Source organism: Pseudoduganella sp. R-31 (assembly GCF_049913235.1).
In the GTDB taxonomy this organism is placed as follows: domain Bacteria; phylum Pseudomonadota; class Gammaproteobacteria; order Burkholderiales; family Burkholderiaceae_D; genus Rugamonas.
Map to the genome: position 1 here is coordinate 2021036 of NZ_CP183986.1, position 15201 is coordinate 2036236.

General features: G+C 59.5%; 15 protein-coding genes and 1 tRNA gene. 7 read left to right on the plus strand and 9 right to left on the minus strand.

Going from position 1 to position 15201, the window contains the following annotated elements:
• Window positions 1-6: 6 nt before the first annotated feature.
• Window positions 7-615: a TIGR00645 family protein gene (locus ACN9MY_RS09180; protein ID WP_426337179.1), complete on the minus strand. Its 609-nt coding sequence runs from the start codon at window positions 613-615 to the stop codon at window positions 7-9.
• A gap of 114 nt (window positions 616-729) precedes the next feature.
• Between ACN9MY_RS09180 and ACN9MY_RS09185 the strand changes: the two genes are divergently transcribed.
• From ACN9MY_RS09185 to ACN9MY_RS09195, 3 genes are all read left to right on the plus strand, one after another.
• Entirely contained in the window at window positions 730-1878 is a 1149-nt protein-coding gene (locus tag ACN9MY_RS09185) for an acyltransferase family protein (RefSeq protein ID WP_426337180.1), read from the plus strand.
• Between the two features lie 93 nt (window positions 1879-1971).
• Window positions 1972-3930 carry an acetate--CoA ligase gene (gene acs, locus ACN9MY_RS09190; RefSeq protein WP_426337181.1) on the plus strand — a complete coding sequence of 653 codons (1959 nt, stop codon included), beginning with the start codon at window positions 1972-1974 and terminating at the stop codon, window positions 3928-3930.
• Between the two features lie 124 nt (window positions 3931-4054).
• Window positions 4055-4145: transfer RNA gene (locus tag ACN9MY_RS09195), tRNA-Ser, on the plus strand.
• Between the two features lie 112 nt (window positions 4146-4257).
• Here the strand turns inward: ACN9MY_RS09195 and ACN9MY_RS09200 are convergent.
• The 5 genes from ACN9MY_RS09200 to ACN9MY_RS09220 form a co-directional block, all read right to left on the minus strand.
• The gene (locus tag ACN9MY_RS09200) at window positions 4258-5415 is read right to left on the minus strand and encodes a Fic family protein (RefSeq protein ID WP_426321855.1); all 1158 of its coding nucleotides are present in this window, start codon (window positions 5413-5415) and stop codon (window positions 4258-4260) included.
• Between the two features lie 345 nt (window positions 5416-5760).
• The gene (locus ACN9MY_RS09205) at window positions 5761-7512 is read right to left on the minus strand and encodes an MAG1210 family protein (RefSeq protein ID WP_426337182.1); all 1752 of its coding nucleotides are present in this window, start codon (window positions 7510-7512) and stop codon (window positions 5761-5763) included.
• Window positions 7509-8246: a LemA family protein gene (locus ACN9MY_RS09210; RefSeq protein WP_426321859.1), complete on the minus strand. Its 738-nt coding sequence runs from the start codon at window positions 8244-8246 to the stop codon at window positions 7509-7511. The genes ACN9MY_RS09205 and ACN9MY_RS09210 overlap by 4 nt, the downstream gene beginning before the upstream one ends.
• A 428-nt stretch (window positions 8247-8674) precedes the next feature.
• The gene (locus ACN9MY_RS09215) at window positions 8675-9091 is read right to left on the minus strand and encodes an organic hydroperoxide resistance protein (RefSeq protein ID WP_426321861.1); all 417 of its coding nucleotides are present in this window, start codon (window positions 9089-9091) and stop codon (window positions 8675-8677) included.
• A 32-nt stretch (window positions 9092-9123) separates the two neighbouring features.
• On the minus strand, window positions 9124-10119 hold the full coding sequence (locus tag ACN9MY_RS09220) for an alpha/beta fold hydrolase (RefSeq protein WP_426321863.1): 996 nt from the start codon (window positions 10117-10119) through the stop codon (window positions 9124-9126).
• Between the two features lie 119 nt (window positions 10120-10238).
• Between ACN9MY_RS09220 and ACN9MY_RS09225 the strand changes: the two genes are divergently transcribed.
• On the plus strand, window positions 10239-10679 hold the full coding sequence (locus ACN9MY_RS09225; RefSeq protein WP_426169962.1) for a MarR family winged helix-turn-helix transcriptional regulator: 441 nt from the start codon (window positions 10239-10241) through the stop codon (window positions 10677-10679).
• A gap of 60 nt (window positions 10680-10739) precedes the next feature.
• Here the strand turns inward: ACN9MY_RS09225 and ACN9MY_RS09230 are convergent, their stop codons facing one another.
• Window positions 10740-11393 (minus strand): DUF6445 family protein, encoded by a 654-nt coding sequence (locus tag ACN9MY_RS09230; protein ID WP_426169964.1) that lies wholly within the window; start codon window positions 11391-11393, stop codon window positions 10740-10742.
• Between the two features lie 154 nt (window positions 11394-11547).
• Between ACN9MY_RS09230 and ACN9MY_RS09235 the strand changes: the two genes are divergently transcribed.
• Entirely contained in the window at window positions 11548-12315 is a 768-nt protein-coding gene (locus ACN9MY_RS09235) for a S1 family peptidase (protein WP_426321866.1), read from the plus strand.
• Between the two features lies 1 nt (window position 12316).
• On the opposite strand, the gene ACN9MY_RS09240 is transcribed toward ACN9MY_RS09235, so the two are convergent.
• Window positions 12317-13099: an EAL domain-containing protein gene (locus tag ACN9MY_RS09240; RefSeq protein ID WP_426337183.1), complete on the minus strand. Its 783-nt coding sequence runs from the start codon at window positions 13097-13099 to the stop codon at window positions 12317-12319.
• Window positions 13100-13240: 141 nt separating this feature from the next.
• On the opposite strand from ACN9MY_RS09240, the gene ACN9MY_RS09245 reads away from it, so the two are divergent.
• Window positions 13241-14017: a pseudouridine synthase gene (locus tag ACN9MY_RS09245; protein WP_426321870.1), complete on the plus strand. Its 777-nt coding sequence runs from the start codon at window positions 13241-13243 to the stop codon at window positions 14015-14017.
• Here ACN9MY_RS09245 and ACN9MY_RS09250 read toward each other — a convergent pair.
• Complete coding sequence (locus ACN9MY_RS09250) at window positions 13943-14839, minus strand: 5'-nucleotidase (protein ID WP_426169974.1); 897 nt, start codon at window positions 14837-14839, stop codon at window positions 13943-13945. The two genes, ACN9MY_RS09245 and ACN9MY_RS09250, sit on opposite strands and share 75 nt — an antisense overlap.
• 143 nt (window positions 14840-14982) lie before the next feature.
• On the opposite strand from ACN9MY_RS09250, the gene ACN9MY_RS09255 reads away from it, so the two are divergent.
• Window positions 14983-15189, plus strand: coding sequence for a hypothetical protein (locus ACN9MY_RS09255; RefSeq protein WP_426169977.1), 207 nt, complete (start codon window positions 14983-14985; stop codon window positions 15187-15189).
• Window positions 15190-15201: the final 12 nt, after the last annotated feature.

Consider the following 15201-nt stretch of genomic DNA (forward strand, 5'->3'; position numbering starts at 1 on the left):
GGCTAATTAGTGGTGCTTGGAATCGTTGTGCGTCAGGGTGGTGATGCGATCGGTGTACGCAATCGCCATTGCGGACAGCAGGAATGCGATATGGATCACGGTTTGCGCGATCAGGACCTTGGGCTCGTAGTCTTTCGCGTTGATGAAGGTCTTCAGCAGGTGGATCGAGGAGATCCCGATGATCGCCATCGCCAGCTTGGTCTTCAGCACGGAGGCGTTCACGTGCGACAGCCATTCCGGCTGGTCCGGGTGGTCTTCCAGGTGCATGCGCGAGACGAAAGTTTCATAGCCGCCCACGATCACCATGATCAGCAGGTTGGAGATCATGACCACGTCGATCAGGCCCAGCACCACCAGCATGATCACGGTTTCGGTCAGCTTGGTGGGAGCGCCTTCAGCCCCGTGGAAGGTCACGGAGATAATGTGCTCCAGCGAATGGGCGTCGCCCAGCGCCGCGCCGATCAGGTCCTTCAGTTCGACCCAGAAATGGAACACATAGACGCACTGCGCCAGGATCAGGCCCAGGTACAGCGGCAGCTGCAACCAGCGGGACATGAAGATAAAGGCGGGGATAGGGCTAAGGCGTTTGCCGTTGGAGTTCTGAGGTTCGGTCATCTGGGGATATTGGTGGAGCGTTTGAAAAACAGCCGATATTCTACACTCGCAACGGTGGCGTGGTAGCGGGGCGGCTGTGCTACATTGCCGTTTTGTCTAATTTGCCTGAAGATTATGAAGCTCGATTGGGTGCAGGGCCTGCGCGGGTTCGCCGTGCTGCTGGTGGTCCTGACACATGGCCGCTTTTTCCTGGACGGTACGCCGAATGAAGGATTGGCCACCGCGCTGTTTTTGCCAGGGGCGATGGGCGTCGACCTGTTTTTCCTGCTTAGCGGCTTTATCATGGTCTACACCACCCAAGGCGCAGGCGGCCCGCGCGATGCGGCGCTGTTCGCGGCCAAGCGTTTTGCGCGCATCTGGCCGGCCTATGTGGTGGTGACGCTCGCCTGGATCTTCATCAAGCGCGATGGCCTGTGGTTCTTCCAGGATGCGGAACACCTGCAGGCACTGTTCCAATCATTGACCTTGCGCCCGGTGACGGCGCAGGATGCCCCGTTCTTTGGCCTGGTGTTCCCGCTGGCGTGGACGCTGGCGTTCGAGATGTACTTTTACCTGGTGTTTGGCGCCAGCTTGCTGGCAGGGCGCTTGCGCTGGCTAGCGCTGGCAAGCTGGATGGTGCTGACGCTGATCTTGCTGCCCTTGGCGGCAGGCGGGCCGACGCTGGACGTGCGCCAGTACCTGATGTTTGACACTCCTTACCTGCACCTGATGACCAACCCGATCATCTGGGAATTCGTGGCCGGCATGGGGATCGGCTTGCTTTACCTGAACCCTGGCATCCGCTTCCCCAATGCGGCGCTGGCCTGGCAAGCCGTGGCTTGCAGCGCAGGCTTCGTGCTGTGGTGGGGCTGGTCCGGCGTGGGCGGATTTCACGGGCCGGCAGGGTGGGGTTGGCCGCTGGCACTGATGCTGCTGGTGCTGGCCATCGCCAGCAAAACGGTGACCTTGCGCACGCCGCGCTGGTTGCAGTGGGTCGGCAACGTCTCCTACTCGATGTACCTCACTCATTTTCTTGGCCAAGTGGTCTTGACCCGCTGGCTGGACCAGCACTACCTGCACACCCGAAGCTGGAATGAGGTCTATCTCGCGCTGTTGCTGGCGATTCCGCTTGCTTCGGCTTCGCACTGGTTGCTGGAGTGGCAGTTGGGCGGATGGGCGCGGCGCAAACTGGTATTGCTGGTCGACCGCGCGCTGCCAGCGCCGCCTGTACCAGAGGGGCAGGATGTGATTAAAATGGCAAAAGTAGCGCCTCGAAAAATGTAAGGGCGCAGTAAGCGACAAGCTCTATTGTTGCAAGCAAACCATCACTAACCGGAGACAAGCATGACCAACCAGGGCGCAGACCAACAGGGACCAATGGAATCGCGTATTTTCGCGCCGCCAGCGGCATTTGTCGAAAAGGCTGCCGTATCGGGCATGGACGCATACAAGGCGCTGTGCGACGAAGCGGAGCGCGACTACGAAGGCTTCTGGGCGCGACTGGCGCGCGAGCACGTGGAATGGCAAACGCCCTTCACCCGCACGCTGAACGAAGACAACGCCCCATTCTACAAATGGTTCGAAGACGGCAAGCTGAATGTCTCCTACAACTGCCTGGACCGCAATATCAAGAACGGCCTGGGCGACAAGACCGCGATCATCTTCGAAGCCGACGACGGCCAGGTGACCCGCGTCAGCTACCAGCAACTTCACGACAAGACCTGCAAGATCGCCAACGGCCTGAAAGCGCGCGGCATCAAGAAGGGCGATCGCGTCGTGATCTACATGTCGATGTCGGTCGAAGGCGTGGCTGCCATGCAGGCCTGCGCCCGTATCGGCGCCACCCACTCTGTCGTATTCGGCGGCTTCTCCGCCAAGTCGCTGCAAGAGCGCATCATCGACGCCGGCGCTGTCGCCGTGCTGACCTGCGACGAGCAACTGCGCGGCGGCAAACAGCTGCCGCTGAAAGCCATCGTCGACGAGGCGCTGGCCATGGGCGGCTGCGACACCATCAGGAATGTGGTGGTGTACAAGCGCACCGGCGGCAATATTGCCTGGACCGAAGGCCGCGACATCTGGCTGCATGACCTGGTCGAGGGCCAGGCCGCAACCTGCGAACCTGAATGGGTGGAAGCGGAGCATCCACTGTTCATCCTGTACACCTCCGGCTCCACCGGCACCCCGAAAGGCGTACAGCACTCGACCGGCGGCTACCTGCTGTGGGCAGCGCTGACCATGAAGTGGTCCTTCGACATCAAGCCGGAAGACGTGTACTGGTGCACCGCCGACATCGGCTGGGTCACCGGCCACACCTATATCGCTTACGGCCCGACCGCCGTCGGCGCGACCCAGGTTGTTTTCGAAGGCATCCCGACCTTCCCGCACGCCGGCCGCTTCTGGGAAACCATCGCCAAGCACAAAGTCAACATCTTCTACACCGCACCGACCGCGATCCGCTCGCTGATCAAGGCATCCGACGTGGACCCGAAAGTCCATCCAAAGAACTTCGACATCTCCTCGCTGCGCCTGCTGGGCACCGTGGGTGAGCCGATCAATCCGGAAGCCTGGATGTGGTACTACAAGAACGTCGGCGGCGAGAAATGCCCGATCGTCGACACCTTCTGGCAGACCGAAACCGGCGGCCACATGATCACTCCGCTGCCAGGCGCCACCCCGATGGTTCCGGGTTCGTGCACCTTGCCTCTGCCAGGCATCATGGCCGCCATCGTGGACGAAGCAGGGCACGACGTACCGAACGGCAGCGGCGGCATCCTGGTCGTCAAGCGCCCATGGCCATCGATGATCCGCACCATCTGGGGCAACCCGGACCGCTTCAAGGCCGGCTACTTCCCGGAAGAACTGGGCGGCAAATACTACCTGGCAGGCGACGGCGCAATCCGCAACGCCGAAACCGGCTACTTCACCATCACCGGCCGTATCGACGACGTGCTGAACGTGTCGGGCCACCGCATGGGCACGATGGAGATCGAATCGGCGCTGGTCGCCAACCCGCTGGTGGCCGAAGCCGCCGTGGTCGGCAAGCCGGACGAAACTACCGGCGAATCGATCTGCGCCTTCGTGGTGCTGAAGCGCGCCCGCCCGACCGGCGACGAAGCAAAGCAGATCGCCACCGAGCTGCGTAACTGGGTAGGCAAGGAGATCGGCCCGATCGCCAAGCCAAAAGAGATCCGCTTCGGCGACAACCTGCCGAAGACCCGTTCCGGCAAGATCATGCGCCGCCTGCTGCGCGTCCTGGCCAAAGGCGAAGCGATCACCCAGGACGTCAGCACCCTGGAAAACCCAGCCATCCTCGAGCAGCTGAAAGAAACCTCCTAAGCCTGAGTAGGCGGTGTCAGACCCAATGGGTCTGACACTGGTTTACCGGTTTCAGGAGAAAACCTTTGCACTCTCCAGAAACGCTGCTATAATTCGGGCCTCTCGCGATCAGCGTGAGAATGCAGGAGAGATGGATGAGTGGTTTAAGTCGCACGCCTGGAAAGCGTGTATAGGTTCATAGCCTATCGGGGGTTCGAATCCCCCTCTCTCCGCCAAGGACACCTAGTGCTTGAAGCACTTAAAGAAAATGCCAGCTAGATTAGCTGGCATTTTGCATTTCAAAGGCCTTTATTTTAAGTTGGGCGAGCACTGGGCTCGCGCTCTCCCTTACCCGGCTTCCAGTGAATTCGGAACGAAGCCCTCATCTGTCAGGGCCTTGATGACGCCGCGAAGCAAAACGTTGTTGGTGAAGCAGATCGCGTATTGTCTTGCGTTGGGATGGATTGGTTGAAGCATCTTGGCAGCGACCAGCTTTTTAATTTGGTACGTCCTCTGCGCATCATTAAGTGCTGGCATCACTTTTTGGAGATCTGCGGACTTCGCGGTCTTCAGGCGAACCACCTCTGCCAGCACATGGTATTCGTCAATAGTGATGAGCTGTCGCTCGCGCGAGATCGCTAGCGCAGGGTGAAGGATTTTTTGCTGAAGGTATTCGTACTTGGTCAGCCTGTCGACTTTTTGGAGTTCGAGCAGAATGCCTTCAAGAACGTAGGTACACCACGTATCGATCCCATCGGTCGTTCCCGTGTCCGCTGCGCTCAACATCTGGTAATAGCGTTCCCTGTCATTGCAGAAAACTGCAGTAGGATTCAGCACCCGTCCGCCCTCCTTGACGTTAAATCCGTACTTGATCAGCAGTGCGTAGGTGATCAGGCGTACGACCCTGCCATTGCCGTTGGAGAATGGGTGTATCCATCCAAAGCGATGATGAGCAAGTGCAACCTTGATCAAGTCGTACTTCTGTTTCGCGGGTGTGTTGACGAAATCGGTAAGCTCCCGCATGTACTGCGGAACAGACAGCGCATCCGGCGGTAAATGGTTCGACTTCGCGATTTTGACTGGACCTTCGCGGTATGCGCCTGGGGTCTTGTCTCCCTCGCGCTTCAGATCGTCGACGGTCATGCTATGGAGTTCACGAATAAACGTTTCAGTCAGCGGAGCCCCAGGTTCCATGACATCCTCGACGAACTGCATTGCCCGTTCAATGTTCGAGATCTCTTTGATTTGATCGCTCTCGTCGCCCCCCAGAACCGTAGTCTCGACGTAGTCGGCGAGGGTAGTGTGGTTACCTTCGATTCGCGCGGACCCGAGACTTTCGAGCATGTGAAAGATGTGTTTCAATTGAAAAAACACCCCTTCAGGGGTACTGCCCTCGAGGCGCAGTCGCCTTAAGTATTCCAGCTCAGTTACAACATCGACGAGCGGCGAGTCGTACGCCGGGTTGTAGAGCTGGAGATCGAAGTGCTCAAACTTGGGGCTATCCATATCCGAAGGTTTGATTATCTAAGCAGGCCGGTAGGAGGTAACTCAAATTATTGAAAAAAATTGCTGTGTAATCAAATGGTTGTAAATATTCTTGAAGTACGTTATGTGGAATTATGGCATATGTTATGTAGAAAATCCTCCACCGATAAGTGGAGGCCCTGTTCTTGGATGCCAAGTCAGGAGTCCCGTTGGATCCATAGTCGAGTGTGGAAAAGTTGATAGAAATGCACGTAAACGTCGCTAGGGTGAAATCATGCCCCCATGTTTCCCGCACTTCTGGTGCATGGGCTCCCCTTGACACTGATTGGATAGCCTGGTTTCTGCCAACGCCATCCGTCGAAGGCTCTAATCAGACAATACCGCCGAAACAATCGATCTGCGCAGGACAGTCTTCCCGGCATCGATGCCGCGCTGCGAAAACGCCGGCGGTAAGTCGATGCCATGCGCGTCCTTAGCGGCCTCGCCTGACGCGTCGCTCGGTGGCGCCACTTCTTTTACCAGCATGGTGGCGCTGTTCTGGACCTCGAAATACTCGTCCCAATGAACAGGGACCTGATGTGAACGGCCATCTCCACCGTGGACCGAAACGTAATGGATCCGTTCAACGCTTCCGAAGCCGCTGGCCGTCACGTGCACTTTCTGGGATCCATCGCTCTCCTCTTGCGTGGATGTCTTCAGGATGCTGCGTGAAACGCAATCCGGATGGTTGAACGTCGTCTCCCCGTGGTAATTGGCAATCGCTTCATGCTCCCAGAAACAGGGTTTTTGCGAGTAGGTGTCTTTGTAAATGTCCGCGTGCGACCGATGCTGCTGGTACAGCGGGATGGCAAGCAACGGGGCGATCCCAAAGTAGAACGACTTGAAGAAATCGTTGTGGTAGCCATTGAAGAACCTCCGTGCCTGCGCGAGTTCGTAGGCATGGAACTTTTCCGGCGCGCCGCTGATATCGGTTTGTTGCATATGCCCCGATTCCAGGACGTTGATCATGTGCGCTTTGTCGAACGCAAAAGTGTCGCCATAACCAATCTGGCTATCCTTGAGTAGCTTCAGCATTTCCTGCTGCGCCAACGGCGTGAACAGCAGCCGGAACTGCACTTCATGATTCCGGTCCGTGGCGCCAAATAGTGCATCGAATTCCCGATTGGCCATTACCGTAAAGGCACTTCCATCGTTGACATCACGGGACTTTGCTTCAAGCTTCTTGATGGCGCGATTCTTCCGCCACTTGTCGAATAAGCCGTCGTCCAGCTTGGAAAGCTCCGACGGGCTACGGCTGAACACGAGATCGGGCGCTGCTTCGTTACCGTAGACGATGAAGGTCCGGTATGCGTATTCGGGGAGCGGACGTTCGATCGACGCATGCAGTGTATCGTGGTGGGTTCGCGTTTCCCATTTACCTTCCGAATTACGGTGCTGTTCTGTCCAGGTGATATGGAGGGAGCCGTGGTAGGTCTTACTGCCCATCCAGTGCGACAACGTTCGCGCAAGAATGAAGGGATTGCCGTTCAGTATGCCGCTATGGGAGAACACGATGGATTGGTCATCGCCCAGGTTTCCGGACCAGCGAAAGCTGTTTCGCAGCTCCTCCATGCGCCCGTTGCTGAAATACGAGTCGAATGCGATGCGAGGCACCGTTTTCTGCACCAGCTTGGCCACGATATCCCAGTCGAACAGGCGGTTCAATGGCGCCATCTGGCCCCACGCGAGTGCACGCTTCTCGTCACAGGCTTCCCGCAAGTGATTCAGCTGGGCGTCGGAGTCGTTGATGATGCGGTTTAGCTTATAAATTGCAAGGGCAAAAAGGACTGCTGGAACCAGCAGCCACGGCCACTGGTAATTGGCGAAGACGTAGAGCGCCGCCAGCAGCATGGCCGCGATGGTGATGCCGCGCAGAATCCGCCACCATCTGTTGCTGGAACCCGTGCCCGCAGCCTGCGTTTCTAGCTTTCGTAGTTCCTGCACCGTCTTGATGTTTGCGTTCTCGTCTACCCCGGAACGGCGTACGAGGTCTTCGAAAAAGTCCGACGTGTTCTGGACGTGAGCAGTCTTGAACTGGGAAGAATACTGCTCCAATGGTTCATGGACGTCGTCGATCAAAAGAAGACGCTCCGTGCAGCTGCCTTGGTTTCGGCGGAGGCAGTGAAAGGAATGCGCGTGGTATAACCTGCGCGCGCCGCAACGATCTGCTTGGTCGGCCAGGCAAAGATGTCCTGGTTCCACATTGCGACGGTGTCGTTATAGAGCGTGCGAGCCGCGGTAACCTCCTTTTGAAGGTAACTGTTCTGGCGCATGGCATCCGCGATGACGGCTTGCGCTTTCAGGTCCGGGTAGGACTCGCAGGCCAAGCTGATGCGGGAAAAAATGCTGTCGATTTGCTGGGAAGCCTGGTTGCGTTCAGCATCGGCATTGTGTCCGCTCCGGTAAGCTGCTACCGACTTCATGACATCCTTGTCCAGGTCGATTGCTTTTGCAACCAGGCCAACCACATTGTTCAGGATGACGACGCGCTGCTCGAGGTAATTGTCGATCTCCGACGCATCGGCCTGGATCTTCTGCTGCAGCTTGCGCAGGTACGCCAGGGCGTTGATCTTCATGAACAGGAAAATCAAACCGGGCAGGGTACCCAAAACGAGGAGTCCGAGGCAGTATTCCCGCGGCAATGCGCCGGTCAGCAGTGCCAGGGCGCCGATTGCCGGAATGACAGTCCACAGGGCGATTTCGAAGATCAGCGACCCGATGCCAATTTGAACGGGGATTTGCTTGCTGATGACGTTGATATCGCGCCCATCCTCATTGACCGGGCCAGTTACTTCGTCCAAATCGTTTGCCATGCGTGTCGATCCTTTGTCGTGAGCGTCTTTCGCTCGGTTGCAAAATTTTTCGCTTCCGCCTTACGGCGCTCGGGCGAAATGCAGGTGCGTCGTGAAAGTTGCCAATAATTACTTTTCATTATCATCATATCTTGCTTAATAGGAAACAATCAAGTGCGGCGAAGCCTTTAAACAAAATCCGCGCGGGGATTCCAGCCGATCCCGGAGCGCGCGCGGGCTGCTTGATCTGCAAGCCCGTTCAAGCTGACTACCGGCAGCAGCAAAGCATTGGAACTGCACTCTGGTGTGATCAATGCCGTATGCCGTCGCGGACGTGTGACGCTGGAAGCAGGAATCCCCGTCCGTTAGGGCGGGGTGACGTCAATGCATAGATAGTGCGCATCTGGAGAAAGGCCGCCTTGATGGGCGGCCTTTTCATTCTTATCGATTTATACCAGGTTGATGGCCACATCGATATTCCCGCGCGACATTTTCGAGTACGGGCAAATCTGGTGCGCAGTCTCAACCAGCTCTTGCGCGACTTCGCGCGCCAGGCCAGGCAAGCTCACATTGAGGCGTGCCTGCAGCTGGAAGCCGCCCTCATTGGTACCCAGGTCGACATCAGCGTCGACAGCCGTATCGGCTGGCAGCAGCACGCGTTTGTCCTTGGCCGCGCGTCCCATGGCGCCGATGAAGCAGGCCGACCAGCCGGCCGCGAAGAGCTGTTCCGGATTGGTGCCCGGGCCGTTGGAGCCTGGTGGCGAAAGTTTGATGTCGAGGCGGCCATCGTTGCTGCGTGCGGCGCCATCGCGGCCGCCGGTGGTGCGGGTCTTGCCGGTGTAGAGAACGTTCTCAATCTTGTTCATGGTGTGTGTTCCTTTCGGTTGGTTGGGGGGAATCAGAAATGGTCGACTGCGATCACGGCATCGGCGAAGGCGCGCGGTGCTTCCTGCGGCAGGTTGTGGCCTACGCCGCCCGAGATCAGCAGGTGCTTGTATTTGCCGGTGAAGCGCTTCGCATAGCTCGCCGGATCGGGATGCGGTGCGCCGTTGGCGTCGCCTTCCATGGTGATGGTCGGCACGGTGATGGCAGGGAAGGTCGCCAGCCGCGCTTCCATTGCTTCGTATTGCGCTTCGCCCTGTGCCAAGCCGAGGCGCCAACGGTAGTTGTGGACCGTGATCGCGGCGTGGTCCGGATTTTCCAGAGCGGCGGCGCTGCGGTCGAACGTCTTGTCATCGAAGCGCCATTGCGGTGATGCGGTCTGCCAAATCAATTTGGCGAAGTCGCGATGGTTCTTTTCGTAGCCGATGCGGCCGCGCTCCGTGGCGAAATAAAACTGGTACCACCATTGCTGTTCTGCGCTCGGGGGCAGGGGATTCTTGCCGGCTTCCTGGCTGCCGATCAGGTAGCCGCTGACCGAAACCAGTCCTTTCACGCGCTGCGGCCACAGCGCGGCGACGATGTCGGCGGTACGCGCGCCCCAGTCGTAGCCGGCCAGGATGGCTTTGTCGATCTTCAGTGCATCCATCAGTGCCACCGTATCGGCGGCCAGCGCGGCAGGTTCGCCATTGCGTACGGCATTCGGATCGCGGAAACGCGTCGTGCCGTAACCGCGCAGGTGCGGAATGATCACGCGGTAGCCTGCCTTGGTCAGCCTCGGGACCACTTCGGCATAGCTGTGGATGTCATAAGGCCAGCCGTGCAGGAGGAACACGACCGGGCCATTGGCCGGGCCTTCATCCACATAGCCAACATTCAGCGGGCCGGCGTCGATCTGCTTGATGGCCTCGAAGGTAGCCAAAGCCGGTTTTTCGGCCTGAGCCTGGGCTGCGGCGGGGAAGGAGAGTTGCGTGCTGGCCAGGGCGAACAAGGCGGCGACGATGTGCTTTTTCATCTGCGTGCTCCAAAATTCGTTATCGAGATAATGATTTGTGAGATAACTATATCCCGGTCTGCGCAGCTTTTCAAGTACGATAATCATTATTTCGATAATTAATTTGAGCGGGGTGTCAAATGAGCAATAGGGCCAGGCTCGGCGACTTCATGTGCTTTGCCATTTATTCAACCAACCTGGCGTATTCGCGCGTGTACAAGCCCGTGCTGGAGGAGCTTGGGCTGACCTATCCGCAGTACGTCACCATCATCTGCCTGTGGGAAGAGGACAAGCAGACTGTCAAGGGCTTGAGCGAGAAGCTGTTCCTCGAGCCAAGCACGATGACGCCGATGCTGAAGCGGCTCGAGGCGATGGGCTACGTAACGCGGGAACGTGATAGCGAGGACGAACGCAGTGTGCGCGTATCGTTGACCGAGGCTGGGCGCCAGCTGCGGGAGAAAGCCTTTGACTATCGCGAGACGACGGCAAAGGCGGCCGGACTGTCGCCTGAGGAGTTCCGTGTGCTGCAAAAGGCGATCGTCAATCTGCGCACAAACCTCATGAACGCTGCCGGCCCTTAAGCCTGGATCATTGCAGGCCGGAGTGCTGGCGGGTTACCGCCAGGCGTTGGGGCTATCGGCTCAGGCCATCCAGAAGAAGACCGCCGTCAGGCGCTTGTCTGCGTGGTCGAAACCAAAGTATCCGGTGGCGGAGTGCACCAGGTTTGCCTTGTACAGCAGGATGCGATTGAAGCGATTCTCCACGCGCACGTCCTCCTGCCATGCTTCCGGAGGCAGGCCCTTTACCTTCAAGGCTTCGCGCAGGTTGGCATGCGGCGGCATGCACAGGTTGCCGCCCAGCGTGCCGTTAGGCTGGCGCTGGCGGTAGAACGAGGTTCCGCAATCGGGATCGGGGTCCGGCGTCAGGTAGATCACGCTGGCGTAGCGGCAAAGCTTGGTCGAGTCGGTGTGCGGGCGTGCGCCGGAATCGGGCATGCCAACCAGCTGCGCGTAGTTGTGGTTCAACGACGTGCCTTCGGGCGTCGCTTCCTGCCACAGGCGCTTGGCGCCGGTCATCTTCTTCACCCACGTTTCCACGTACTCCATCTCGGCTGGTGTAAGCGCGTTCGGTGTGCGCTTGCCGGGCCAGGGCTCGTTGGCGTAGGGCGCGCCCAGTTCCCAGTATTCCTGGGTGTAGCAGCGCTGAGCGATTTCTTCGGCGTTGGGCAGGAAGTCGTCCTGCACCCAGTAGTCACGGCCTAACTGGGGTTTGCGGTAGGGGAGGATTGGCAGCATGGCCAAGAGCGTAGCAAGAAAACAGCGTTTTAACGTCTTCTTAACGCGCGTACTGTGTTCGGATTGACACGCCGGTGCGTCGGATTGCAAGATTTGCATGCAATATCGTCCATAACCAGGCCTCACGAGGGCCTTTCCAAGGAGATGACGCACTATGATGAAGTGTTCATTTGCAGCGCTGGCCCTGCTGGCCGCCGCCCATGCCCAGGCAATCACCTACGGCCAGGCCGACGGCAGCAAGCACCCGCAGGTCGGGGCCCTGGTCGATTACGACAGCAAGGGTACGGCTTACGCGTTCTGTACCGGCACCATGATCAGCCCGACCGTCATGCTGACGGCTGCGCACTGCAATCCCGGCGTGGCAACGGTGAAGGTGACGTTCGACAGCAAGGTGCTGAATTCGGCGCTCATGTACATGGGGCAGTATCACGCTCATCCCGAATACCGCGCGCAGCAGAATGATCCGCACGATATTGCCGTCATCGTGTTCGACCGGCCGATTCCGGACGTGGCGCCTGCGCAGTTGCCCACCCTGGGCCTGTTCGATACCCTGAAAGCCAACGGCCTGCTGGCCAACACCAGCTATACGGCGGTCGGCTACGGTGGCCAGGAACGGACTTTCGACGGTAAGGGCGGCTGGACCATCGCCTACCAGGATACGCGTGAATGGTCGGTGTCGGGCTTCGGCACCTTAAACGATAGCTGGTTGCGGCTGTCGCAGAACAATGCGGTCGGCAATGGCGGCACCTGCTACGGCGATTCAGGCGGTCCGAACTTCTTTGGCAGCGGCACGGCCGAATCGAAGATGCTGGCTGGTACCACCATCACTGGCGATACGCCCTGCGTGCAAAGCAATGTGATTTATCGGCTCGACACCCCGTCGGCGCGTTCATTCCTGGGGAATTTTGTGGTGCTGCCATAAGCTAGGCGGCGAGGCGGTCAGGCCCGCGCCTTGCGTTGTCCTGCACCAGCACCTGTGCGCCGGTGCGGGCGGCTGCTTCACGCAGGGCGGGAGTGTCGTCCTTGACCAGCACTTGCACGTTCAGCGATGCGACCTGTGCGAGGACTTGCGTCAGTTCGGCGGCGCCCGCCCCGTGCAGGCTGGCGATGCGTATGGCGTCGACCCGTGCTGGGCCGAGGACGGCCGGTAACTGGGATGGGGTGGCGACTTTCACTGATATACGGAAGCCGTTGCGGCGGTAATTGTCGGCGACGTAGTTCAGCATCCAGTTCTGCCGCGCATTCACTGCGGGCAGTTGCAGGACGATCTGGTCCAGCGGCAGGCCCAGGGAGTCGAGGATGCGGCGGAACGCCATGCCGTGGTTGCTGCTCACGGCGCTGAGAAGGCGGTCATGCACATTCAGGTGCAATGCCTGGCCGTCGACGGTTTCCTTGCTGAAGAAATTGATTGCGTGGAGCGTGCGGCACATGCGATCCAAGGCAACGGACTCGTCGTCGCTTGCTGCGCCATCGAGGTAGGTCCACAAAGGCAGTCCCTGGTCTTCGTCCGTGACGGCTCGTACGCGGCCGGCATAGCCGCTTACATTTCCGCTTCCGAGTTCGCGGAGCGGGTGGAAGGCGCTTCCCAGCCAGCAGTTGAAGATATGTCCCTGTACTTCGTCGTCGCCGCTTAGGCGCAGGCTGCTGGATGGCGTCTCGTCGGTCGCAAGACGATCCAGGTAGTCATTCAAGGCTGGGTAGCGCATTTGAGGCTCCTCGGGATAACGGGGGAGCCCAGTCTACGCCGCAGCCATCACCCAAGTGAACGAAGGTTTCGGCATATCCAACTGCACAATACTCAGAACGAGCCTGTGCAGGACCGTGCTTGTGGGAGAATACCGCCTGCAATGAAACAGAATCCCCTCACAGAAATCTACCGCGACCAATGGCTGCTGGCGGTGCACAAGCCGGCCGGCCTGCTGGTGCATCGCAGCCCGATCGATCCGCATGAAACCGAATTCGCCTTGCAGTATGCGCGCGAGATGAATGGCGGGGAGTACGTCTACGCCGTGCATCGCCTGGACCGGCCGACCTCCGGCTTGCTGGTCTTTGCGCGCGACCAGCAAACGGCCAGTGTGCTCGGCAAGGCTCTCATGGCGGGCGACGTGCATAAGCGCTACCTCGCCATGGTGCGCGGCTGGGCGCCGGAAGAAGGCCTTATCGACCACCCGCTGCGGGAAGAGCCGGAGGACCGCCGCTGCAAGGATGAGGAGGCGCCGATACGCGAGGCAGTGACTCGCTTCCGCCGATTGGCGACGACGGAAATCCCGGTCGCGATTGAAGGCTACAGCAGCAGCCGTTACAGCCTGGTCGAGCTGTTCCCGGAAACCGGCCGTCGCCACCAGTTGCGGCGCCATATGAAGCACATCAGCCATCCGATCATCGGCGACGCCAATCATGGACGGGGGCGCCATAACCGCTATTTCGCCGAGCGCTTCGGCTTTGGCCGCCTGATGCTGGCGGCAGTCGGCATGTCGTTCAGGCACCCGGCGACGGGCGAACTGCTGGAGCTCAGCGCCGCACCGGAAGCCAGCTTCCTGCAGGTGCTGTCAATTTTCCCCGGCGACAGCGGCATTCGCGATGCCGTAGGGGACGTGCCCGGTTGGGACGAACTCCCGCGCTGAATCGCAGTGCATGGTCTGGTCGTCGAAGAAGATATCGGCGCCGAAGGCCTTGAGGAACGCACCCTTGGGCATCCCGCCGAGGAACAGCGCTTCATCGATGCGGATGTCCCAGGCACGCAAGGTGCGGATCACGCGTTCGTGCGCCGGCGCCGAGCGGGCAGTGACCAGCGCAGTGCGGATTGGCGCATCGTCGGCGCCATGCGCCGCCTGGATCGCGTGCAGTGCCCCGAGGAAGTTCTTGAACGGGCCGCCCGGCATCGGGTTGTGCGCTGCTTCCCGTTCATTACGGGCAAAGGCGTCAAGGCCAAGCTGCTTGTAAATGCGCTCGGAGTCGTCGGAGAACAGCACTGCATCGCCATCGAAGGCAATGCGCAACTGGCCGGTGTCGTCTTCACGGTGCGAAGGCAGGATGGTTGCCGCGGCGTGGCCCTGGGCCAGCGATTCGCGCACGTCGTCCGGGTTGGTGGACAGGAATAGCTGCGCGCCGAAGGCTTCCACATAACGGTGCGTGCTGGCGCCGGAGCAGAAGGCGGCGCGCTTGATGTCGAGCTGGTAGTGCTCGATGGAGTTGAAAATGCGGATGCCGGTGTCGGCGCTGTTGCGCGACAGGAGCACCACCTCCACCAGCGGCGATGCCGGCGCGCCCTTGTTCAGGGCCAGCAGCTTGCGCACCAAGTTGAAGGCAGGGCCCGGCTCCAGCACCACATGTTCGTTTTCGCGCTGGTGGGCGCAATACGCCGCCACGCCCTGGGATTCGAAGATGGCATGGCTCTCGTCCAGCTGGAACAGGGCGCGCGATGAAATGGCAACGACTAGCTTCATGTTTTCCTCCTTGCGCCTATTTTCGCAGACGCTGCGACAGATTGTGTCGCAGCGTCTGCGACATGGGCTGTCGGAAGCGCGCCCGATACTGCGGCATCTTCATTGAATAGAGGGAGCGCAGTTTGGGAGACGGGAAATTCACGATGAACGAGATCGCAGGGGCCATCGATTTTGTGCGTGCGCTGGAGGCGGCGCGCGGCGGCTTGCTGGCCTGTCCGGTATCGCGCTTGCAAGTCCGGTTCCGGCTTGGCTACCGGCGCGCCTGCGCACTGGCCGGGCGGCTGGAGGAGCTGGATGTGTGGGAGATCGTCGTGACGCCAAGCGGCATGCGGGGCGCGCGGCTTAAATAATTGCTACAATGA

Coding starts and splice junctions, on each gene's coding strand:
- ACN9MY_RS09180 (WP_426337179.1), bottom strand. CDS start 615: ATGACCGAACCTCAGAACTCCAACGGCAAACGCCTTAGCCCTATCCCC.
- ACN9MY_RS09185 (WP_426337180.1), top strand. CDS start 730: ATGAAGCTCGATTGGGTGCAGGGCCTGCGCGGGTTCGCCGTGCTGCTG.
- acs (WP_426337181.1), top strand. CDS start 1,972: ATGGAATCGCGTATTTTCGCGCCGCCAGCGGCATTTGTCGAAAAGGCT.
- ACN9MY_RS09200 (WP_426321855.1), bottom strand. CDS start 5,415: ATGGATAGCCCCAAGTTTGAGCACTTCGATCTCCAGCTCTACAACCCG.
- ACN9MY_RS09210 (WP_426321859.1), bottom strand. CDS start 8,246: ATGGCAAACGATTTGGACGAAGTAACTGGCCCGGTCAATGAGGATGGG.
- ACN9MY_RS09215 (WP_426321861.1), bottom strand. CDS start 9,091: ATGAACAAGATTGAGAACGTTCTCTACACCGGCAAGACCCGCACCACC.
- ACN9MY_RS09220 (WP_426321863.1), bottom strand. CDS start 10,119: ATGAAAAAGCACATCGTCGCCGCCTTGTTCGCCCTGGCCAGCACGCAA.
- ACN9MY_RS09225 (WP_426169962.1), top strand. CDS start 10,239: ATGAGCAATAGGGCCAGGCTCGGCGACTTCATGTGCTTTGCCATTTAT.
- ACN9MY_RS09230 (WP_426169964.1), bottom strand. CDS start 11,393: ATGCTGCCAATCCTCCCCTACCGCAAACCCCAGTTAGGCCGTGACTAC.
- ACN9MY_RS09235 (WP_426321866.1), top strand. CDS start 11,548: ATGATGAAGTGTTCATTTGCAGCGCTGGCCCTGCTGGCCGCCGCCCAT.
- ACN9MY_RS09240 (WP_426337183.1), bottom strand. CDS start 13,099: ATGCGCTACCCAGCCTTGAATGACTACCTGGATCGTCTTGCGACCGAC.
- ACN9MY_RS09245 (WP_426321870.1), top strand. CDS start 13,241: ATGAAACAGAATCCCCTCACAGAAATCTACCGCGACCAATGGCTGCTG.
- ACN9MY_RS09250 (WP_426169974.1), bottom strand. CDS start 14,839: ATGAAGCTAGTCGTTGCCATTTCATCGCGCGCCCTGTTCCAGCTGGAC.
- ACN9MY_RS09255 (WP_426169977.1), top strand. CDS start 14,983: ATGAACGAGATCGCAGGGGCCATCGATTTTGTGCGTGCGCTGGAGGCG.